Origin of the sequence: uncultured Sulfitobacter sp. (genome assembly GCF_947500075.1) — a bacterium.
Classification (GTDB): Bacteria; Pseudomonadota; Alphaproteobacteria; order Rhodobacterales; family Rhodobacteraceae; genus Sulfitobacter.
Genome location: NZ_CANMQS010000003.1, coordinates 175904 through 196452, shown reverse-complemented (window position 1 = coordinate 196452; position 20549 = coordinate 175904). Strand labels below are relative to the sequence as shown.

Annotated in this window: 20 protein-coding genes; 9 read left to right on the top strand and 11 right to left on the bottom strand. The window is 61.9% G+C overall.

Annotated elements, in window-relative coordinates:
* Positions 1-31: 31 nt before the first annotated feature.
* On the bottom strand, positions 32-2059 hold the full coding sequence (locus Q1A91_RS10810; protein WP_299876634.1) for an NADPH-dependent 2,4-dienoyl-CoA reductase: 2028 nt from the start codon (positions 2057-2059) through the stop codon (positions 32-34).
* Positions 2060-2245: 186 nt separating this feature from the next.
* Between Q1A91_RS10810 and Q1A91_RS10805 the strand changes: the two genes are divergently transcribed.
* The gene (locus Q1A91_RS10805; RefSeq protein ID WP_299876633.1) at positions 2246-2731 is read left to right on the top strand and encodes an RNA pyrophosphohydrolase; all 486 of its coding nucleotides are present in this window, start codon (positions 2246-2248) and stop codon (positions 2729-2731) included.
* On the opposite strand, the gene Q1A91_RS10800 is transcribed toward Q1A91_RS10805, so the two are convergent.
* From Q1A91_RS10800 to nth, 3 genes are read right to left on the bottom strand one after another with little or no spacing between them, the layout of a single operon-like run.
* Positions 2728-3321, bottom strand: a complete 594-nt coding sequence (locus Q1A91_RS10800; protein WP_299876631.1) for an N-acetyltransferase — start codon at positions 3319-3321, stop codon at positions 2728-2730. The two genes, Q1A91_RS10805 and Q1A91_RS10800, sit on opposite strands and share 4 nt — an antisense overlap.
* 3 nt (positions 3322-3324) lie before the next feature.
* Positions 3325-4317: an adenosine kinase gene (locus Q1A91_RS10795; RefSeq protein WP_299876629.1), complete on the bottom strand. Its 993-nt coding sequence runs from the start codon at positions 4315-4317 to the stop codon at positions 3325-3327.
* The gene (nth, locus tag Q1A91_RS10790) at positions 4317-4958 is read right to left on the bottom strand and encodes an endonuclease III (RefSeq protein WP_299876627.1); all 642 of its coding nucleotides are present in this window, start codon (positions 4956-4958) and stop codon (positions 4317-4319) included. Before nth ends, Q1A91_RS10795 begins: the two co-directional genes overlap by 1 nt.
* 250 nt (positions 4959-5208) lie before the next feature.
* Here nth and Q1A91_RS10785 point away from each other — a divergent pair, with 250 nt between their 5' ends.
* From Q1A91_RS10785 to Q1A91_RS10775, 3 genes are all read left to right on the top strand, one after another.
* The gene (locus Q1A91_RS10785) at positions 5209-6069 is read left to right on the top strand and encodes a bifunctional helix-turn-helix domain-containing protein/methylated-DNA--[protein]-cysteine S-methyltransferase (RefSeq protein ID WP_299876624.1); all 861 of its coding nucleotides are present in this window, start codon (positions 5209-5211) and stop codon (positions 6067-6069) included.
* A gap of 121 nt (positions 6070-6190) precedes the next feature.
* Positions 6191-6862, top strand: coding sequence for an OmpA family protein (locus Q1A91_RS10780; RefSeq protein WP_299876622.1), 672 nt, complete (start codon positions 6191-6193; stop codon positions 6860-6862).
* A 112-nt stretch (positions 6863-6974) separates the two neighbouring features.
* On the top strand, positions 6975-7511 hold the full coding sequence (locus Q1A91_RS10775) for an NADPH-dependent FMN reductase (RefSeq protein ID WP_299876620.1): 537 nt from the start codon (positions 6975-6977) through the stop codon (positions 7509-7511).
* On the opposite strand, the gene Q1A91_RS10770 is transcribed toward Q1A91_RS10775, so the two are convergent.
* Positions 7508-7921 carry a VOC family protein gene (locus Q1A91_RS10770; RefSeq protein WP_299876618.1) on the bottom strand — a complete coding sequence of 138 codons (414 nt, stop codon included), beginning with the start codon at positions 7919-7921 and terminating at the stop codon, positions 7508-7510. The genes Q1A91_RS10775 and Q1A91_RS10770 overlap by 4 nt on opposite strands.
* Positions 7922-7948: 27 nt before the next feature.
* On the opposite strand from Q1A91_RS10770, the gene Q1A91_RS10765 reads away from it, so the two are divergent.
* Positions 7949-8755: an acyl dehydratase gene (locus tag Q1A91_RS10765; RefSeq protein WP_299876616.1), complete on the top strand. Its 807-nt coding sequence runs from the start codon at positions 7949-7951 to the stop codon at positions 8753-8755.
* A gap of 10 nt (positions 8756-8765) precedes the next feature.
* Here the strand turns inward: Q1A91_RS10765 and Q1A91_RS10760 are convergent, their stop codons facing one another.
* The gene (locus tag Q1A91_RS10760) at positions 8766-9797 is read right to left on the bottom strand and encodes an FAD-binding oxidoreductase (protein WP_299876614.1); all 1032 of its coding nucleotides are present in this window, start codon (positions 9795-9797) and stop codon (positions 8766-8768) included.
* A 55-nt stretch (positions 9798-9852) separates the two neighbouring features.
* On the opposite strand from Q1A91_RS10760, the gene mnmD reads away from it, so the two are divergent.
* Together mnmD and Q1A91_RS10750 are read left to right on the top strand one after the other, a co-directional pair.
* Positions 9853-10527 carry a tRNA (5-methylaminomethyl-2-thiouridine)(34)-methyltransferase MnmD gene (gene mnmD, locus Q1A91_RS10755; protein ID WP_299876612.1) on the top strand — a complete coding sequence of 225 codons (675 nt, stop codon included), beginning with the start codon at positions 9853-9855 and terminating at the stop codon, positions 10525-10527.
* Positions 10524-11402 carry a DMT family transporter gene (locus tag Q1A91_RS10750; protein WP_299876610.1) on the top strand — a complete coding sequence of 293 codons (879 nt, stop codon included), beginning with the start codon at positions 10524-10526 and terminating at the stop codon, positions 11400-11402. Before mnmD ends, Q1A91_RS10750 begins: the two co-directional genes overlap by 4 nt.
* Here the strand turns inward: Q1A91_RS10750 and Q1A91_RS10745 are convergent.
* Positions 11358-13331: a transglycosylase SLT domain-containing protein gene (locus Q1A91_RS10745; RefSeq protein WP_299876608.1), complete on the bottom strand. Its 1974-nt coding sequence runs from the start codon at positions 13329-13331 to the stop codon at positions 11358-11360. The genes Q1A91_RS10750 and Q1A91_RS10745 overlap by 45 nt on opposite strands.
* A gap of 125 nt (positions 13332-13456) precedes the next feature.
* Between Q1A91_RS10745 and dapA the strand changes: the two genes are divergently transcribed.
* A complete protein-coding gene (gene dapA, locus Q1A91_RS10740; protein WP_299876606.1) occupies positions 13457-14332 on the top strand; it encodes a 4-hydroxy-tetrahydrodipicolinate synthase in 876 nt (291 codons plus the stop codon).
* A 77-nt stretch (positions 14333-14409) separates the two neighbouring features.
* Complete coding sequence (locus tag Q1A91_RS10735) at positions 14410-15579, top strand: M20 aminoacylase family protein (RefSeq protein WP_299876604.1); 1170 nt, start codon at positions 14410-14412, stop codon at positions 15577-15579.
* Here Q1A91_RS10735 and Q1A91_RS10730 read toward each other — a convergent pair.
* From Q1A91_RS10730 to Q1A91_RS10715, 4 genes are all read right to left on the bottom strand, one after another.
* The gene (locus tag Q1A91_RS10730) at positions 15568-16011 is read right to left on the bottom strand and encodes a GNAT family N-acetyltransferase (RefSeq protein WP_299876601.1); all 444 of its coding nucleotides are present in this window, start codon (positions 16009-16011) and stop codon (positions 15568-15570) included. The genes Q1A91_RS10735 and Q1A91_RS10730 overlap by 12 nt on opposite strands.
* Positions 16008-16880 carry a DmsC/YnfH family molybdoenzyme membrane anchor subunit gene (locus Q1A91_RS10725; protein ID WP_299876599.1) on the bottom strand — a complete coding sequence of 291 codons (873 nt, stop codon included), beginning with the start codon at positions 16878-16880 and terminating at the stop codon, positions 16008-16010. Before Q1A91_RS10725 ends, Q1A91_RS10730 begins: the two co-directional genes overlap by 4 nt.
* Complete coding sequence (locus tag Q1A91_RS10720) at positions 16880-17626, bottom strand: 4Fe-4S dicluster domain-containing protein (protein WP_299876597.1); 747 nt, start codon at positions 17624-17626, stop codon at positions 16880-16882. Before Q1A91_RS10720 ends, Q1A91_RS10725 begins: the two co-directional genes overlap by 1 nt.
* A 76-nt stretch (positions 17627-17702) precedes the next feature.
* Positions 17703-20537: a molybdopterin oxidoreductase family protein gene (locus tag Q1A91_RS10715; protein ID WP_299876595.1), complete on the bottom strand. Its 2835-nt coding sequence runs from the start codon at positions 20535-20537 to the stop codon at positions 17703-17705.
* Positions 20538-20549: the final 12 nt, after the last annotated feature.

Below are 20549 nucleotides of genomic sequence, written 5' to 3'. Positions count from 1 at the left end.
GGCCCGCCTCAGGGGCAGCCCGCAGGGTTTGTTACAGCGTTGCCGCCAGCCGTGTGCCCTGATCAATCGCGCGTTTGGCGTCCAGCTCGGCTGCCACATCGGCACCGCCGATCACATGGCAGGTCTTGCCCTTGGCTTCCAGCGCATCGGCGAGCGAACGGTCAGAGAGTTGGCCAGCGCAGAGCACAATCGTGTCCGCTTCGATCAGCGTGGGGTTCTCTTTCGTGTCCCCAAAGGAGATGTGCAGCCCCTCTGCGTCGATCTTCTCATAGTTCACGCCCGCGATCATCTTGACGTTCTTCATCGTCAGCGACGCGCGGTGAATCCAGCCGGTTGTCTTGCCCAGCCCCTTGCCGACCTTGGAGGTCTTGCGCTGCAACATCGTGATCTCACGCGCAGGCGCATGGGGTTGCGGCCCTTCGGGGGCCAGACCCGCGCGGTGTTCCTCCGGATCAGAAACGCCCCATTCCTTCATCCACTCGGGCAGGTTCAACGTGGTGCTGTCGCCGTCATGGACCAGATGTTCGGACACATCAAAACCAATGCCGCCCGCGCCGATGACCGCCACACGCTGGCCTACGTCAGCCGTGCCATTGAGCACATCAATATAGCTGACGACGTTGCCCGTGTTCTGACCGGGTATCTGCGGATCACGGGGCACAACGCCGGTGGCAATGATCACCTCGTCAAAGCCATCCAGATCATTGGCTGACACTTCGGTGTTCAGCTTCACGGTCACACCCATTTCCGCGACCATGGTGCGATACCAATCGACAAAGCCCCAGAATTCTTCCTTGCCCGCAACCTGTTTGGCGAGGTTCAGCTGACCGCCAATCTCTGACGCGCGGTCAAAGACGGTGACGGTATGGCCCCGCTCCGCAGCGGCCAAAGCCATGGACAGCCCCGCAGGGCCCGCACCGACAACCGCAATTGTTTTGGCCACTGCCACAGGCTCCAGCGTCAGCTCTGTTTCATAACAGGCACGCGGGTTCACCAGGCAACTAGAGATCTTGCCCCCAAATGTATGATCAAGACAGGCCTGATTGCAGGCAATACAGGGCGCGATCTGCTTGGACTTGCCTTCCATCGCCTTCTTGACGAAATCCGCATCCGCCAACATGGGCCGGGCAAGGCTGACCATATCGGCGCAGCCATCGGCCAATACTTCTTCTGCCACTTCGGGTGTATTGATCCGGTTCGAGGTGATCAGCGGAATGCCCACCTTGCCCATCAGCTTCTTGGTGACCCAGCTAAACGCCGCGCGCGGCACGGAAGTCGCAATCGTCGGAATGCGCGCCTCATGCCAGCCAATGCCGGTGTTGATGATCGTGGCCCCTGCCTTTTCAATCTCCACCGCCAGTTGCGCGACCTCGTCATAGGTCGACCCATTGGGCACCAGATCAATCATCGACAAACGGTAGATGATGATGAAATCTTCGCCCACGGCCGCGCGCACACGTTTGACGATCTCAATCGGCAGGCGCATCCGGTTCTCATAAGACCCGCCCCAGCGATCGGTGCGTTTGTTGGTATGGGTGACAAGGAACTGATTGATGAAATACCCTTCCGACCCCATCACCTCGACCCCGTCATAGCCCGCCTGCTTGGCGCGGCTGGCACAGGCAACGATATCCGTGATCTGCTTTTCGATGCCTTCTTCGTCCAGTTCCTTGGGGGCAAACATCGAGATGGGCGATTTGATCGCAGAGGGCGCGACGCACTCAGGCGAAAACGCATAGCGGCCCGCATGCAGGATCTGCATCGCGATCTTGCCGCCCGCTTCATGCACACGGGATGTGATGACCGCATGGTTCTCCACATCCGTGTCGCTGACCATCATCGCGGCCCCATGCGCCACCGACCCTTCCGGGTTCGGCCCGATGCCACCCGTGACCATCAAACCGACTTCGCCCCGCGCTCGGGTCGCATAAAATTCTGCCACCCGGTTCCAGTCCTGTGTTTCTTCCAGCCCGGTGTGCATCGACCCCATCAACACACGGTTCTTCAATGTGGTGAAGCCCAGATCCAGCGGGGCGAGCATATGGGGATAGGTGGACATGATGGGGTTTCCTTGTCTGCCGAAAATCAGTTGCGGGACCACACCGCAGGTCGCAGGGTAAGTCACGCGAAACGCCGCGTCACCTCGGTTCTGAGCGCCAAGATAACGCGCCCCCGGCGCACGACCACCTTTTGAGCGGCAGGCTTTCGTGCTAGGGCGCTCCAGCCGCAGCAAAGGAGCCGCCTCATGACCCCCGAAGAGATCGCCAAACTCCCCTACCGCCCCTGCGTTGGCGTGATGGTGCTGAACGCCGAAGGCGAGGTCTTTGTCGGTCAGCGGACCGATCGCAACTACGACGCCTGGCAGATGCCGCAGGGCGGTGTTGATCCCGGTGAAACGCCTGTGCAGGCCGCCCTGCGGGAGTTGGGAGAGGAAACCGGCATCAGCCCCGATCTGGTAGAAGTCGTGGCCGAGACCGAGCAATGGCTGCCCTATGATCTGCCGCATGATCTGGTGGCCAAGTTGTGGAAAGGCCGCTTCCGCGGGCAGGAGCAGAAATGGTTCCTGCTGCGCTTCAACGGGACCGACGATCAGGTCAATATCGAAACCGAGCATCAGGAGTTCTCCACCTGGCGCTGGATGCCGGTGTATGAGCTGGTTGAGAACATCGTCCCCTTCAAGCGCGACGTCTATGTCGCGGTGCTCAAGGCTTTCGAGGAAGAACTGGCCTAACCTTCAAGCAGTGGGATATGGGATCCCACATCACGGGGCAGCACGCCCGTCAGGCGCGGATCGTCTTCGATCTCAACCTGTTGTTTGTAGGGGGTGAAGCCGCTGCGGATGTAGAAGGCCAGCGCCTGCTGACTGTCGAAGGTGCAGGTGTGCACATGAAAGCGGGTGATGTCCTGCGCCCAGGCCAGCCTGATCGCGTGATCCATCAGATATCGCCCCGCGCCCGTCCCGATCAGCGCAGGGGTCAGGCCGAAATAGGCAAGCTCGCATTCACCGCTCTGGCGGAAATCAAGTTCCAGCAGCGCCTCGTCCCGCCCGTCCATGCGCAGCGTATAGAGGGCCACCCGGGGATCGGACAGGATCGCCAGCAAATCCCCGTCCGACAGCACCCGCCGCCCGAACCACATCCAGGGCCGGCCCACGCGGTCAAAAACATCGCGGTACCATGAGACATCCCGCGCCCCGTCCTCAAATGTGATCCCGTCAGGGGCGGGATGGCCGCGCGTTGGCGCCGGAGCCGTCATCTCAAGATGCGTCACGATTGTGGGCACTTTGCCTTTGGGCAGGTCATGCAGGCCGTTGGTCAGCATCGGCTAGATCAGGCCTTCGGCCTTGAACGCCGCCAGCATGTTCTTCTTTGGCCGCGGCCCGATATGGCCAATGACTTCGCCTGCGCACAGATTGCCCATCCGCCCGCAGGTCTCCAGATCCGCACCGTGCGACAAACCATAGAGGAAACCGGCGGCGAATTGATCCCCTGCGCCGGTGGCATCCACCGGCGTGACCGGGGTCACCGGCACATGAACACGTGCGCCATCGCGGATCAGGATCACCCCGTCGCCAGAGCGGGTGCAGACCACGATAGGACAGATGTCCGCCGTCCTCGACAACGCGGCCTCAAGATCGTCAGTCTCGAACAGCGATTTCACCTCCGCCTCGTTCCCGATGACATAGCCAAGGTCGTTCTTGATCAGCGACAGGAAATCATCCCGGTGCCGCTCCACACAAAATGGATCGGAAATGGCAATGCCGGCAATGCCTCCCCCCGCCGTCGCCGCCCGCGCGGCTTCCCGAAACGCGGTTTTGCCTGCGTCCTGATCAAACAGATATCCTTCAAGGAACATCAGCTTGGCATTGGAAGCCACTTCCTGCGACACATCCGCAGAGCTCAGTCCCGTCGACACCCCCAGATAGGTGTTCATCGACCGCTCCCCATCGGGAGTGACAAAGATCATACTGCGCGAAGTCGGCAAATCCGCCTCCGCGACAGGCGCGTTCGGAAAGCCAATGCCATGATCCGTCATCGCATCCGCGTAAAACCGCCCCAGTGCATCATCGCGCACCCGCCCAATGAACGCCGCTTCCATCCCCAGGGCGCCTGCCCCCGCAATGGTATTGGCCACAGCCCCGCCCGGCGTCTGCACCCGGTCGTTCATTGCGGCATAAAGCGTCTCACCCCGATCCTGCTCGATCAGCTGCATGATGCCTTTCTCGATCCCCATCAGATCCAGGAAACTGTCGTCACACTGGGTAATCACATCGACAACAGCGTTGCCGATGCCAACAAGGTCATAGGTTTTGGTCATTAGGTCTTTTCCTCAAAAGGGCAGAGATCGTTTATAATGCAAGTCTTGCACAAAGGTTTGCGCGCCTTGCAGTGATAGCGGCCGTGCAGGATCAGCCAGTGATGCGCATGCAGCTGGAAATCGGCCGGAATGTTGTCCTCAATGGCCCGCTCCACGGCGTCCACGGTCTTGCCGGGGGCAATCCCCGTCCGGTTGCCGACACGGAAGATATGCGTGTCCACCGCCTGCGCCGGCTGCTGCCACCACATGTTCAACACCACGTTGGCCGTCTTGCGCCCCACACCGGGCAGCGATTGCAAGGCCGCCCGCGAGTTGGGCACAACCCCGCCATAGTCATCCACCAGAATCTGGCTCAACTTCATCACGTTCTTGGCCTTTTGACGGAAGAGACCAATCGTCTTGATATGCTCCGTCAGCCCTTCAAGTCCCAGATCGAGCATCTTCTGTGGTGTATCGGCCACCTGAAACAACGCCCGCGTGGCCTTGTTCACCCCTGCGTCCGTCGCCTGCGCACTCAGGGCAACAGCAACAACCAGCGTATACACATTCACATGTTCCAATTCTCCCTTCGGTTCAGGGTCCGCCGCATGAAACCGGGTAAAGATCTCTCGAATGGTATGATAATCGCGTTGCTTTGCCATGATCCGGGTATGCGCAACTTGGCCCCAAGGGGCAAGACCCCCTCCGCCGCATGCCCAAACCGTCACAACAAAACACCGCCCCTCACAATCCCCTTCCAAATGGGTCTAAAAACCTCGGGAGTATGAGGGCAGACAGCCCTCATCCCGCCGCCCCCCGTGGCGGCGGCTTCGCCTGCCACACACACTAACCCAAAACAAAAGGCGCAAGTTTCGGGTCGCCTGCCCCCCCTTGGCTGCCTAGATTGCCCCCATGACACACAACGCTCCCATCCCCGAAAGCGACGGCTATCACTACGCCGTCATGCGCCGCGCGATTGACCTGCTGGACCATGCCGAAGACCCCATGACGCTGGAGGACATCGCCCGGCACATGGACATGTCGCCTGCGCATTTCCAACGCCTGTTCAGCCGCTGGGTCGGCGTTTCTCCCAAACGCTACCAGCAGTATCTGATGCTGGGGCAGGCCAAGGACATGCTGTCCAAAAGCGCCACAACGCTGGAAGCCGCCCACGAAGTGGGGCTGTCAGGCACCGGCCGCCTGCATGATCTTTTCCTGCGGTGGGAAGCGATGAGCCCCGGCAGTTACGCCCAGAAAGGCGCCGGGCTGACGATCTACTGGGGCTGGTTTGAAAGCCCCTTTGGACCTGCATTGGTGATGGGCACCGAAAAAGGCATCTGCGGCCTGGCTTTGGCCGCTGAAACGGGCGAAGACGCCGCGATGGCGGATTTGCACAATCGCTGGCCGGAGGCAGACTACGTCGAAGACCCGATGATGCTGCGCCCCTGGGTGCTGACCGCTTTTGGCGCGCAGGACGGCGCGCTGGACAAGGCACCTCTCTACCTGATTGGGGCGCCGTTCCAGATCAAGGTCTGGGAAGCGCTTTTGCGCATCCCGTCAGGGCAGGTGACCACCTATTCCGACATCGCCACCGCCATCGGCAGCCCCAAGGCCGTGCGGGCCGTGGGCACCGCTGTGGGCCGCAACCCGGTCAGCTGGCTGATCCCCTGCCACCGCGCCTTGCGCAAGTCAGGCGCTTTGGGAGGCTATCACTGGGGTCTGCCCGTCAAACGCGCGATGCTCGCGTTCGAGGCCGCCCGCGCCGAGGCCTGACAGAAACAGGCAAGATGTTGCCGATGTGATTTTCCCCGTGAAACTTCCGGACGCGTGCATATATACGTCTGTGCAGTAAGACGCCTCGCCCGAACGGGGCCACATCCATGAAGGCAGAGCTATGATTTCTTCCAAACTGACACTGGCGGTTCTGACCGCTGGCGCGCTGAGCCTCAGCGCATGCACCGATCCCGGCCAGCTGGTCGCACAGCCCGGTGATCCGAACCAGAAAACCAAGAACGGCGCGTTGATTGGCGCGGGTGCGGGTGCGCTGTTGGGCGCGCTGACCTCCAGCGATGGCGACCGGGGCGATGGCGCTTTGAAAGGTGCTGTGCTCGGGGGCGCATTGGGTGCCGGCGTTGGCTATTCGCTGGACCGGCAGGAAGCCGATCTGCGTCGCCAGCTCGACAGTGACGTCACGATCACCAACACCGGCGACCGTCTGATTGTCAGCCTGCCGCAGAACATCACCTTTGCCACCGACAGCACCACCGTGCAGCCCAGCATCCGTGACGATTTGCAGGCGCTGGCAAACAACGTGCAGGTCTACGCCAATTCCACGTTGCAGATCGTCGGCCACACCGACAGCGACGGTGATGCGGCCTATAACCAGCAGTTGTCCGAAGAGCGCGCCTTTGTCGTCTCAAATATCCTGGTTGCCAACGGCGTGCCCCAAAGCCGCCTGCAAGCCATCGGCCGCGGTGAAAGCCAGCCTGTTGCAACCAACCTGACGCCGGAAGGCAAGGCGCAGAACCGGCGTGTGGATATCGTGATCCTGCCCAACGCAGCCTGATCCGAGCCGGACAATCCCTTGAAGAAGCCCCTGCCAATCGGTGGGGGTTTCTTGCTTTTTGACCAATGCGACCGACTTTATGGGCAGATCAACCAAGGATGGACCCCCAGACATGAGCACTCCCAAACTCGTCGGTATCTCCGGCTCCCTGCGCAGCGGCGCAACCAATACGATGCTGCTGGCAGAGGCAGCGCGGCTTTTCGGTGACTGCGACTACACCCTCGCGGACATCAATTTCCCGCTCTACAACGGCGACGATGAAGCGGTCTCTGGCGTGCCTGCTGCGGTGACAGCGGCCGCGCAACTGATCGCGGATGCGGATGCGGTGATCATCTCCACCCCGGAGTACAACAAAGGCCCGTCTGGGGCTTTGAAAAACGCGCTCGACTGGATCAGCAGGGCGGATGTGAAACCCTGGGGCGGCAAGCCTGTTGCCGTAATGTCCGCCGCCGCAGGCCGGGCAGGAGGGGAGCGCGCGCAGATGGTGCTGCGCGGTTTCATGGTGCCGTTTCGCCCGGTGATCCTGCAAGGGCCCGAGATCCATCTGGCGGGCAGCGGCAGCGCCTTTGATGACAACGGCCATCTCACGGGTGAGATCTACGTCAAGGAACTTACCGCATTGATGCAGGATCTGCGAGGGCTGATCTAACCGGCGATACTGATTTCGATCAGATTCTGATCCGGGTCGCGGATGTAGAGAGACATCAGCGGTCCGGAGGCACCCGTTCGCAGAACCGGGCCTTCCTCGATGGCGACGTTGAAAGAGGCCAGCTTTTTCTCCCATTTGTTCAATGGTGACCGCGTCAGAAAACACAAATCCGCGCTGCCAGGTGTGGGATGGGCCGCCTTGGGCTCAAATTCCCGACCCTGCTGGTGCAGGTTGATCTTGGAGTGTCCAAACCGCAGGGCTTGCCGTATTTCACCCGTTGCGGTGGTGAAGGCTTCGGGCTGCAAGCCGAGGATATTCTCATAGAATTGTACGGTGGTCGGAATATCCGCCACGGTCAGTACAAAATGGTCAAGTGCGAACACCGCAGGCACAGAGATATCTTGCGGCATCTGTCTCTCCTCCGTTATCTCAACGCTATGGACAATGCCGCCCCCGTTGAAGAGTGTCAAAGCGACCCCCTTGATGTCGCCCGCGCCAATGCGCTGTTGGTCAGTCTGGGGCGCCCGCCCACCCTGACAGAGGGCAGTACGCTGCCGCCTTTCTTCCACCACCTCTTTTTCTGGACACCGCATCCGCCTGACAAACTGGGACGTGATGGCCACCCCAAGGTCGGCGGGTTGATCCCCGATCTGGGATTGCCCCGGCGCATGTGGGCAGGTGGGCGGCTTGCCTTTCATGCACCGTTGCGCGCAGGTACACCGGCGATCAAACGCAGCATTTGCGCGCGCCACATCCGCAAGGAGGGCCGCACCGGCCCGCTGGCGTTTGTCACCCTGCGCCACCACATCACGCAAGGCGACACCCTGTGCCTGACGGAGCATCAGGATCTTGTCTACCGCGCTGACCCGGACGTGGATGCGCCCCGTCCCATTGCGCCAAAGGTCACCCTCGACGCCAGAGAACGGCGCGAAATGCGGTTCAACCAGACCTTGCTGTTTCGGTATTCCGCGCTGACCTTCAATGGGCACCGCATTCATTATGATGAAGCCTACGCCCGCGATGTTGAAGGCTACAACGGGCTGATCGTGCATGGGCCGCTGCTGGCGCAATGGTTGATGATCATGGCAACCGAAAACCTCGGAACACTCAGTGCTTTCAGCTTTCGGGCGACGGCACCCGTGATGCACCATGAAACCGTCTGGCTGTGTCAGGACGGCACTGATCTGTGGGTCGAAGGGCCGGAGGAGCGGCTGTGCATGACGGCAACGGCGGAGGTGATGTAAGGCCCTGAGGCTAGACGTTGTCCTCGACCTGAAACCCATTCGGGATGGCATCGCGCCCCTCCAGCATCAGGTCTGCCATCACCTGTGCCACCTTGGGTGCCATGCCAAAGCCGATCTTGAAGCCCCCGTTGGCAATGAAATGATCGGGCCGGTCCGGCCATGCACCCAGCATCGGGGCACGGCTACGCGCGCGGGGGCGCACGCCTGCCCAGCGGGCAAGGACGGGCGCACCCCTTAGTGCGGGCACAGCGGCGCAGGCTTTCGCAATCACATCGTCAAGCTGGGCGTCGGTGGTATCTGGTGCGTCAAAGTCCCGTTCTGATGTGGAGCCGACGCCGACCGTGCCATCCAGATGCGGGATGATGTGCACGCCACCTGCAAAAATCTGCGCCGCACCGGCTGCATCAAACTGCAACAAAGCCGCTTGGCCCTTGACCCCGTTTCCCATGCTACGGTGGTGATTGGCGCTCAACGCGGTCAGACCTGCCACACCCGTTGCCCAAAGCGTCCTGCCCCGTTCAGGGGCATCCGGCACCACCTCAATACCCTGTGCAGCCAAGGCGCGCACCAGCGCGTCGCAGGCCTGACGGGGGTGGATCAACGCGCTGAGCGTATCGCGGATCAGCATCCCTGTGGGAGAGGGCGGTTGCCATGGGGAATTGTCGGCGGGAACCACTTCCCAGATCGCAGGGGCGGCCCAAAGGGCCTGCGCGGTATCTTCCCGGCCCCGCGCCAGTCCCAATGCCGCTTCATCGGCAATCGGCTGCAAACGACCGCTGCGCATGTAGCCGCTGCGCCCCCCGCCTGCGGCTTCGACATCACGCCAGAACCCTTCGGCCATCAGCAGGCTGTCCAGTTGAAAGGCCTTCTTGGCGTTCCAGTTCTCCGGCACATGCGGGGCCAGCGCGCCGACGACGCCGCCGCTGCTGCCTGCTGCTGGACCGTGTGGATCCACCACCTGCACAGCCGCCCCGCGCTGCGCGCAGGCCCAGGCGACCGACAGCCCGAATATCCCCGCCCCGCGCACTGTGATTTCGACCATTGCCAAGCGCCTTTCCATTGCGCAGTTTGTGCCAACTTCCCTACAAGGTGCGCCGGTGCAGGACCAGACAGAACAGATCGAATGGCGGGCCGGTGATGTGCCCGTCTCCACTCGGTTTGATGACCCGTTTTTCAGCCTCGATAACGGCGTGGCTGAGACGGAGCATGTGTTTCTGGCGGGCAATGACCTGCCCGCCCGGTTTGCACCGGGGTTTCACATTGCAGAGCTGGGGTTTGGCACCGGGTTGAACCTGTTGGTGGTCTGGGATGCGTGGATGCAGGCCGGGATCACGGGGCCGCTGCGCTTCACCTCGTTCGAAGCCTTTCCGCTGAGCAGGGCCGAGATGGCCCGCGCCCATCAGGCTTTTCCAGCCTTCGAAGGACGCCGGGATCTGCTGGGGGCCGCATGGAGCCCCGAAGGTGGCCGGATCAGCCTGCCGGGGGTGGAGATCGAGGTGATCATCGGCGATGCCCGTCAGACCCTTCCCGCCTGGCAGGGCGGTGCCGATGCGTGGTTTCTGGATGGATTTGCCCCGGCCAAGAACCCCGAACTGTGGTCGCCAGACCTGATGGCGCAGGTCGGCAGCCATACTGCCCCCGATGGCACCGTCGCGACCTACACGGCGGCGGGTGATGTGCGGCGCGGTCTGGCTGCTGCCGGGTTCGAGGTCACCCGCATCCCCGGCTATGGCCGCAAACGCCACATGACCCGTGCAGTGCGCACCCCATGAACCAATCCAACAACATCCCGCTGGGCATCCTGTTGATGGTGCTGACGACCTTTGTATTCGCGGTGCAGGACGGGTTGTCGCGCCATCTGGCGGGCGAATACAACGTGCTGATGGTGGTGATGATCCGCTATTGGTTCTTTGCGGCATTTGTGATCGCGCTGGCACGCAGGCATGCAGGCGGCATCCGCGCAGCGGCCCGCACCAACCAACCTGTCCTGCAAGCGTTTCGCGGATTGCTGCTGGCGGCGGAGATCTGCGTGATGGTCGCTGCATTCACCCTTCTGGGGCTGGTTGAGAGCCACGCGGTCTTTACCTGCTACCCGCTACTGGTTGCCGCCCTGTCCGGCCCGGTATTGGGCGAACGTGTCGGCTGGCGACGCTGGGCGGCGATTGGTGTGGGGTTCATCGGCGTGCTGGTGATCCTGCAACCGGGGCTTGCCGTCTTTGATCCCGCAGCGGCGATCCCGCTGTTGGCGGCCGCGATGTTTGCCGTCTATGGCCTGCTGACCCGCTTTGTCGCCCGTCAGGACACCACCGCCACCAGCTTCTTCTGGACCGGCACGATGGGCGCTGTCGCCATGACCGCAACCGGCCTGTGGTTCTGGGAGCCGATGAGCGGGGCAGACTGGATCTACATGGCCTGCCTCTGCGTGACAGGTGTCACGGGGCACTGGCTGCTGATCCGTTGTTACGAGGTGGCCGAAGCCAGCGCGGTTCAGCCCTTTGCGTATCTGCAACTGGTCTTTGCCGCGATCATCGGGATGAGCATCTTTGGCGAGACGATCCAGACCAATGTGGCGATCGGCGCTGCCATGATCGTCGCGGCGGGACTATTCACCTTTTGGCGCGAACGCCTTCAGCGTGTCGCCGACTAGCTCTTCGCTGAAGGGGATTGGCAGCGGGTCCTTGCCCAGCCGCGCGCGGTAGACGGGCAGGCTTTCGGTCACCCGCATGACGTAGTTCTGGGTCTCCCGGAAGGGGATCATCTCTATCCAGTCCACAATGTCGATGTCGCCTGCACGCGGATCGCCATAGGTTTCCATCCAGCGAATGGGGCGGCTTGGACCGGCGTTGTAGGCCGCCGCCATCATGGAAACATTGCCCCTGAACCGCGCGGCCATCTGCGACAGATACGCTGCCCCAAGCTGCGCGTTATATTCCGGGTCTGCCGTCAGCCGCGCGTCGCTGTGCAAGGGACGCACGCCCAGATCGCTGGCCATATCCCGCGCTGTGCCGGGCATGAGCTGCATCAGCCCCAATGCCCCGGCACCACTGCGCACCACCGGGTCGAATTCGCTTTCCCGCCGTGCGATGGAAAGGTTCATCTCGGGCGCCATGGGCAGATCAGCTTCCGCAAGCGGGTGCAGCGCATAGTAAGGTGCGGCAATCGTCAGCCCCCGGCGCGCGGCGCGTTTGCCGATCATCACCGCCAGATGGGGCTGGCCTGCATCAATTGCAGCCTGCCCCAGCAGGGCCAGATCGTCTGATACCAGTTGGTCGGCCAGATGAGTCCAGAACCGTTCGGCCAAAGACAGCTCACCCGAGGCCTGCAACAACATGCCCGCCTCAAACAGCGGCGCCATGGCCAAGGGGGAGAACCGCCAGTCCTGTTCCGGCACGTTCCCGGCAAGGGAGGCATCGAACGGCAGACCCGCGCGTTCAGCGGCCAGCAGACCATAGAACGACGTCTGGTATCCCGCTCCCATCGCGTAAGCCTTTGCCGCCTCGTCCTCGTTCCCCATCGCCTCCAGCGCACGGCCCTGCCAATATCCGGCGCGCCCTTGAGAGATCGGCGATTGCACCGCGCTGTCATGGTTCAAAAAGTGCTGATACGCCGCCTTGGGGTCCTTGAGAAAGCGCAGCGCGATATAGCCCGACAGCCATTCCAGATCCGCGTAATGCGACCCGCCCTCCAGAAAGTGCTGCGAAGCCATCTGATAGGCGCGTTCCTTGTTGCCGGACCGCATCTCTCCCCGTGCCAGCCCGCGCCTTCGGTTGGCCCAGGCCTCTGGTCGGCCAAGGGCTTCGGCAGACAGCGAACGGTCAAGAAGCAGGGTCTTGGCGTCAGCCACAAGGTTGCTGCGAATGCGCCATTCAAAGCGGTCATGCTGCAAGCCGGGGCTGGCGGCTTTGGCGGCGGGCAGTGCTTTGATCAGAGCGTTCACGTTGCCTGCACGGCGTTGCAGGGCGATCCGCGCCTCGGCCAGCTGGATCTCATCCTTGTCCACCAGCGCGAACATCTGCTGCGCCGCGCTGTGCGCGCGTTCCCACAACATCGCATCCAGCCGGGCGACATGATGCGGTTTCAGCAGATCACCATGTTCTGCCAGAAACAGCGCCTGCATCGTCTCGTCCATCGGCTCTGTCCGCCAGAAAAGCACGACATTCGCCTGCGCTTCACCCGCCTCACCGGCGCGGGTCAGGGCGGCGGCATGGGCCAGCACCCCGCGCGGGGTCTGCGGGTCCATCTGCGCAAAGAAGGTAAGGATGTCAGTGTCATCTTGGGTGATCACCAGCTCTTCGGCCTGTTTGCGCAGGTAGGCCTCTCCCGGCCAATCCTGTCGACGGTCCAGAAAGGCACGCACATCGGCAAATGTCCCACGGCCCGCCCGTAACCGGTGCCATTCGATCACATCGGCGGCGACCGGTCCGTCCCGCTCAGCAATGCGTGCGGCACTTGCCCAGTTTCCGGCCCGCATCGCGTCCAGCGCCCAGCCCAGCGGGCGCGGCCGTTCCGCCGACGCAGGCAGGGCCAGTGCAAAAACCACAACCAGCGCGGTCAGAATCCGTGTGATCGCTTGCATTTCCCATCCCTCAGAGGCTAGAGCCTCTCAACATACGGCGCATGGATGGGGATTCAATTCACAACTGCGCGCCGCAGTCTCACAGTCCGGCATTCCGCCGGCCAGCACAATAAAGGAGCGTGCATATGTTCAATGGCTCGATGCCTGCACTCGTCACGCCGTTTCAGGGCGGCGAGCTGGATCTGGAGACACTGAAAAAACTTGTCGAATGGCATATTGGCGAAGGCAGCAATGGCTTTGTCCCCGTGGGGACAACGGGCGAATCTCCAACCCTCACCCACCGCGAACATGAGATCGTGGTTGAGGAAGTGGTCAAGGCAGCCGCAGGCCGGGTGCCTGTTATCGCCGGTGCCGGATCCAACAACACCGTTGAGGCAATCCGCCTTGCGCGCCACGCCGAAAAAGTGGGCGCAGATGCGATTTTGGTCGTCACGCCGTATTACAACAAACCCACACAACGTGGGATGATCGCACATTTCACGGCCGTTCATGACGCCTGTGACCTGCCGATCGTCATCTACAACATCCCGCCCCGGTCCGTCGTCGACATGACGCCGGAAACCATGGGCGAACTGGCCAAACTGCCCCGGATTGTCGGTGTCAAGGATGCCACCGCTGACCTCAGCCGCGTCTCCGCACAGCGGATCACCTGTGGCAAGGACTTCATCCAACTCTCTGGCGAAGACCCGACGGCCCATGGCTTCAACGCGCAGGGGGGTGTCGGCTGTATCTCTGTCACGGCGAATGTCGCGCCGAAGCTGCTGAGCCAGATGCAGGCCCATTGTGGGGCCGGCGATTATGCCGCCGCGCTGGAGATTCAGGACCGTCTGATGCCGCTGCACCGCGCGATCTTTACCGAACCCGGTCTGGTGGGGGTCAAATACGCGATGTCCCGGCTTGACCTGTGCTCGGACGAGGTGCGGCTGCCGTTGTCGGGGCTGTCTGATGCCACCAAGGCGCTGGTGGATGATGGCCTGCGCCATGCCGGTCTGCTGAACTGATACGCTTCGGTTTCTGCTTGCGGTAAGGTGGGGTTCGCCCCACCTTACGCGCAACGCACAAAACCGGAGACCACCCCATGAACATCCTGCCCACCATCGCCGAAAGCAAAGATGAGCTTGAGGCGATCTTTCGTGATCTGCATGCCCATCCGGAGATCGGTTTCACCGAAACCCGCACCAGCGGCATCGTTGCCGAGAAGCTGCGCGAATACGGCGTGGATGAGGTCCATACAGGGCTGGGCAGAACCGGCGTTGTTGCGCTGATCAAGGGCAAGGGTCAGGGCAACCGCCGCGTGGGGCTGCGCGCCGATATGGACGCGCTGCCCATCGCTGAGGCTACGGGGCTCGACTATGCCTCCACCAATCCCGGCGTGATGCACGCCTGTGGGCATGACAGCCACACCACCATGCTGCTGGGGGCTGCGAAACATCTGGCCGCCACCCGCGATTTCGATGGCACTGCGGTGATCGTTTTCCAACCTGCCGAAGAAGGGCTGGGCGGCGCACGCCAGATGCTGGAAGACGGGTTGTTCCAGCAGTTCCCCTGTGATGAGATTTTCGGCATGCACAACATGCCCAACGGCAAACCCGGCACGGTCGCCATCTGCAAGGGACCGGCCATGGCGGGGGCGGCGTTCTTTGACATCCACGTCAAAGGGCGGGGCAGCCACGCCGCGCGCCCCTCTGACAGCAAGGATGCGCTGATCATCGCCTCATCGCTTGCGACCGAATTGCAGACGATCCTCAGCCGCAACATTCCCGCGCAGGACGTGCTGGTGCTGTCGGTGACGCAGATCCACGCCGGTTCGGCCTACAACGTGGTGCCGGAGACGGCGCATCTGGCGGGTACGGTGCGATATTTTAGTGATGACATGTACAAGCTGGCTGCTGAACGCATGCAGGCCATTTGCGATGGCATGGCGATGATGCACGGGGTGGAGGTCACGCTGGACCTGCGCAACGTCTTTGACGTGCTGGTCAATGATGATGAACTGTCGGATGCCTATATGCAGGCGGCGGGAGATATCGTCGGGCAGGAGAACCTTGATCCTGACGCACAGGCGGTCACCGGGTCAGAGGATTTTGCCGACATGCTGCGGGTTGTACCCGGTGCCTATTGCACCGTAGGACATGGGGGCACGATGCCGCTGCACAATCCTGAATACACGCTGGATCCGTCGATCCTGCCAGTCGGGGCGTCTGTGATGGCGCGGGTGGTCGAACGGCGGCTGCCGCTAGAGGGTTAGGGCCATCTGCGGCAACACCCTTCCGGGGATCGAACCGGAGGGCGCTTCGCCCACAACTTCGAACCCCATCGCGCGGTAGAATGGCACGGCTGCGGGGTCTGCCTCGAGGGTCAGACGAGCGATCCCCTCGGTCTTTGCTGTCTTCAACAGGTGCGTCCACAACAGGCGGCCAATGCCCCGGCGTTTGTGATCGGGGTGGATGAAGAAAGCCTCGATCGCTCCGGTTGAGGTCAGGCAGGCGCAGCCCCGCGGCACGCCGGGTGTGTCTTCGGCCAGCAGGAAATCGGTTTGCGCGATCCTGTCCGCCGTCACCCGAAGCTCATCCGCGCAGGCAGCCATAAAGGCATCGTCATAGCCGTTGGATTGCTTGGAGAGGTAGACAAGTGCGGTGAGCGCGGGCGCGTCTTCGCCCCGCGCGCGCCGGACGATCATCGTTTGCCGTAATAGAGGCCCACCACATGTTCTGCCTGCGCAAAGAACAGCCAGCGGGTGCAGATCACCCCGGCGATATGGGCAATCACGGCAATCACCGCGACCCAATGGGCAAAGGGCAGCATCAGCAGAATCACAGGCAGGGCGGTCATCAGACCCAGCGCGATCATGCGCAGCTTGTCGGCATGTTTGCGGCCCACCACATGGACAAATTCGCGCAGCAGATAGTTGGTCCCGGTATGGGGTGGCTCAAAGGCGCGGACCTGCCCGATGCCGCCCAATTGGGTGGCGCTGGCCATGTCTGTGCCGCTTTCCGCCAGCCGGCTGTCGCCGACTTTCCAGGTGAAGAACTGGATCACCCCGGCGATCAGCAACAGGATCACGGCAGTGCCCACCTGCCCGGCCAGCAGTGCCCCGCCCGCAATGCTGAGCGACAGGAAGTTGGCGGGCGTCAATGGCATGTTCCAGCGCGGAATGGTCTTGAGCTGGGTGTAGATCATCGAGGTGGTGAACACCGTGGCAAGGCTGAAGAGCGCGCCCAGAATGCCCAGAATGCTCCAGCGTGTTTCAAGAAACACAAGGCCCGCTCCGTAGAGCGCCATCAGGATCAAGGCGACAACCGCGCAGATCCCTTCCCGGCTGAGCCAGCTGGAACGCCATTGCCTGAACGCCTTCATCGCCCGTTCGGGATGGCCGAGGTGGAAGGTGGAGGCAATCAGCCCGCCCACCGCCATCACGTAAGCGATGGTGAAAAAGGCAAAGGCCGTCCAGCCGGTGACCGCCGGAAGGCCAAACCCGAGCCAGACCAGCAGGCCAAAACCCAGCCCACTGAAGGTTGTGAAGATGATAACAGAAGGAGCGGGATGCATCAGAGTTTCTCCAGCGCTTTGTCGAGCCAGCTGATGAAGCCTTTCGGCTCCGCCACCACGGGCTCAAGATAGGGGGCCAGCACGTCAATCTCAGGCATGGCGTCTTTGGGACGGGGCGGCAGGTATTTGTTCACCGGCTTGGTGCCCTGTTCGGGCATCAGATCGACGCCACCACGTTCAGCGGTCAGTCTGGACACATTGCTGTCGGGATCAGCGAAGTCACCAAAGTGGCGCGCACCCGCAGGACAGGTGCGCACGCAGGCGGGTTCGCGGTCTTCTTCGGGCAGGTTCTCGTTATAGATCCGGTCGACGCAGAGGGTGCATTTCTTCATCACCTTCTCTTCGGCGTCCATCTCCCGCGCGCCGTAGGGGCAGGCCCAGGCGCAGAGCCCGCAGCCGATACAGTCGCTTTCATTCACCAAGACGATGCCGTCTTCGACCCGCTTGTAGCTGGCACCTGTCGGGCAGACAGTCACACAAGGCGCGTCCTCGCAGTGCAGGCAGGATTTGGGGAAGTGGATGAGCTGGGCCGCCCCTTCGGCGGGTTGCACTTCGTAGGAGTGGACGCGGTTGAGGAAGGTGCCGGAGGGGTTCGCGCCATAGGCGTCCTGATCTGACAAAGGCGCGCCGTAGTTTTCGGTGTTCCAGCCTTTGCAGGAGATCACGCAGGCATGGCAGCCGACACAGGTGTCCAGGTCGATGACCAGGCCGAGTTTCTTTTGGGTTGATGTGGGTAGCGTAGTCATACGTTGGCGCTCCTTGTGAGTGCCGGACTGGGGCGCTGCCCCAGACCCCGGGATATTTTTGGAGAAAAGATGGGGGTCATTTGCCCACCTTCCATGCAAGGTCTTTTGGGCCCTGTGGGACAGGGGTTTTGAGGGGCGGCATGGCAGGTTGGGATTCCGCGGGGGCGGTTGCCTTTTCGATTTTGACTTTCAGGTCGAACCAAGCGGCTTGGCCGGTGATCGGATCGGAATTGGCCCAGCGCATGCCGTCGCCTTTGGGCGGCATCAATTCGTGGATGAGGTGGTTCAAGAGGAAGCCTTGCGTGGCCTCCGGCGCGTCCTTGTCCAGCGCCCATGCGCCTTTGCGTTTGCCGATGGCGTTCCATGTCCAGACCGTGTTGTGGTTCAGGGCGGCCATCTCCATCACGGGAACAGTGATTTCGCCATGGGGGGAACTGACCCGCGCCCAATTGCCGTCGCTGAGGTCATGTTCGCGCATGAGTTTCGTGGGCAGGTAAAGGGGGTTGCGCCCGTGCAATTGACGCAGCCATGCGTTCTGGCTGCCCCAGGAGTGGTACATGGCCATCGGGCGCTGGGTGAGGGCGTTGACGGTATAGCCTTCGTTGCCTTGCTGATCGGTCTCGTACCAGATCGGCAGGGGTGACATCGTGTGTTTGATCCGGTCACGCAGATGGTCTGGCGGCTGGCGGTCGCCGTGGCCTTCGGCGGCGAGTTGGAATTTGCGCATGGGTTCGACGTAGAGCGAGAACAGATAGGGTTGTGGGCTGTCGTAGAGACCCATACCCACGGCCCAATCCTGATAGGCGCGGTTCCATGGTTTGTAGTAGTTCGCACCATCGGGGATGTGCTCAACAAAGAAGCCGCCGTTGTTGATGTAGCTTTGCAGCTGCCCTTCGTTCACATCGCCGCGCCCGTGTTGCAGGCCGTTTTCCCCCATGCGCCAGCCTGCAAGTGGGCCGATGCCCGGACGGCGTTGGTGGTTGGTGATGTAATCAGCGTAGTCGGCGTATTTCTGGCTGCCGTCGTCATTGACGAAACCGGGAAGGCCAAGTTTCGCGCCCAGATCACACAGCGCGGATTGGAAGCCTTTGACGTTGCGGTCTGGTTCGACCACGGGCCAGCGGATGGCATCTGCTGCCGCGTCCGCTTCGCAGATCGGACGGTCGAGCAGGGAGATGCAATCGTGGCGTTCAAGATACGTGGTGTCGGGCAGGATCAGATCGGAATAGGCGACCATTTCAGAGCTATAGGCATCCGAGTAGATGATATGCGGGATAACGTAATCGCCGTTTTCGTCCGTATCGGTCAGCATCTCCATCACGCCGCCGGTGTTCATCGATGAATTCCACGACATGTTTGCCATATACATGAACAGCGTGTCGATCTTGTAGGGGTCCCCTGCGTGGGCGTTGGAGATGACCATGTGCATCAAGCCGTGGCTGGACATCGGGTTTTCCCATGTGAACGCCTTGTCGATGCGCGCGGGCGTGCCGTCTTCTTTCAATGCCAGATCGTCAGGGCCGTGGACGAACCCAAGATGCGGGCCGTTCAAAGGCGCGCCGGGGGTCATGCCGACATGCGGTTTGGGATGGGCGGTGGCGGGTTTGGGATAGGGTGGTTTGAAACGGAAGCCGCCGGGGACTTCGACGGTGCCGAGGATGATCTGCAAGGTGTGCAGCGCCCGGCAGGTCTGGAAGCCATTGGCATGCGCCGAAATCCCGCGCATGGCGTGGAAGGAGACTGGGCGACCGATCATCTTGTCGTGTTTCTCACCACGGAAGTCGGTCCATGCGTGGTCCAGCTCAAACGCCTCATCAAAGGCCACGCGGGCCAGTTCGGCGGCGATGGCACGGATACGCCGGGCGGGGATGCCGCAGCGGTCGGCAACGGCCTCGGGCGCGTATTCCTCGCTGAGGTACATTTCCGCCATCTTGTGGAACACAGGACGATGCGTGAACCCCTTGGCCCGGTGGCTGGCGGCGAGGTCTGGTTTGACGCCCGGTTTGTCGAAGGGCGTGAGCTTGCCCGTGACCCGGTCGATGACCAGCTGCTTGCCGTCCTCATCGCGCAGGTAGAGGCCATATTCGGGGGAGTTTTCGTCCCCGTTCACCAACACCGGCGCGTCGGTGTATTGCGCCAGATAGTTCAGGTCCATCTTGCCCGCTTTCATCAGGCAATGGATCATCGACAGGATGAACAGACCGTCCGTCCCCGGCGTGATTCCGACCCAATCGTCGGCCACGGCGTTGTAGCCTGTGCGGATGGGGTTCACGCCAATCACACGCGCGCCGCGGGCCTTGATCTTGCCGATGCCCATCTTGATCGGGTTGCTGTCGTGATCCTCGGCCACGCCGAACAGCATGAACAGCTTGGTGTGATCCCAATCGGGCTGGCCAAATTCCCAGAACGCGCCGCCCATCGTATAGATTCCAGCGGCGGCCATGTTCACCGAACAGAACCCGCCGTGTGCTGCGTAGTTGGGCGTGCCAAAGGCCTGCGCCCAGAGGGATGTGAAGGATTGCGACTGATCGCGGCCGGTGAAGAACGCCAGTTTCTCAGGGTTTTCGCGGCGGATGGGGTCCAGCCAGTCAGCGGCGATCTGGTAGGCTTCGTCCCAGCTGATCTCTTCAAACTCTCCCGACCCGCGCGGGCCCACACGTTTCAGAGGGCTGCGCAGCCGCGAGGGCGCGTTGTGCTGCATGATGCCCGCAGAGCCTTTGGCGCAGAGCACGCCCTTGTTGACCGGGTGATCCCGGTTGCCTTCGATATAGGCCACGCGCATCTCACCATCGTCGCCCTTTTTCATATGCACGTTGATGCCGCAGCGACAGGCGCACATGTAACAGGTGGTCTTTCGGATCTCGTCCGACACCTTGGGGCTGAGGTCGAGTGTGGGTTGCGAAGCGGCCATATCCTACGTTCC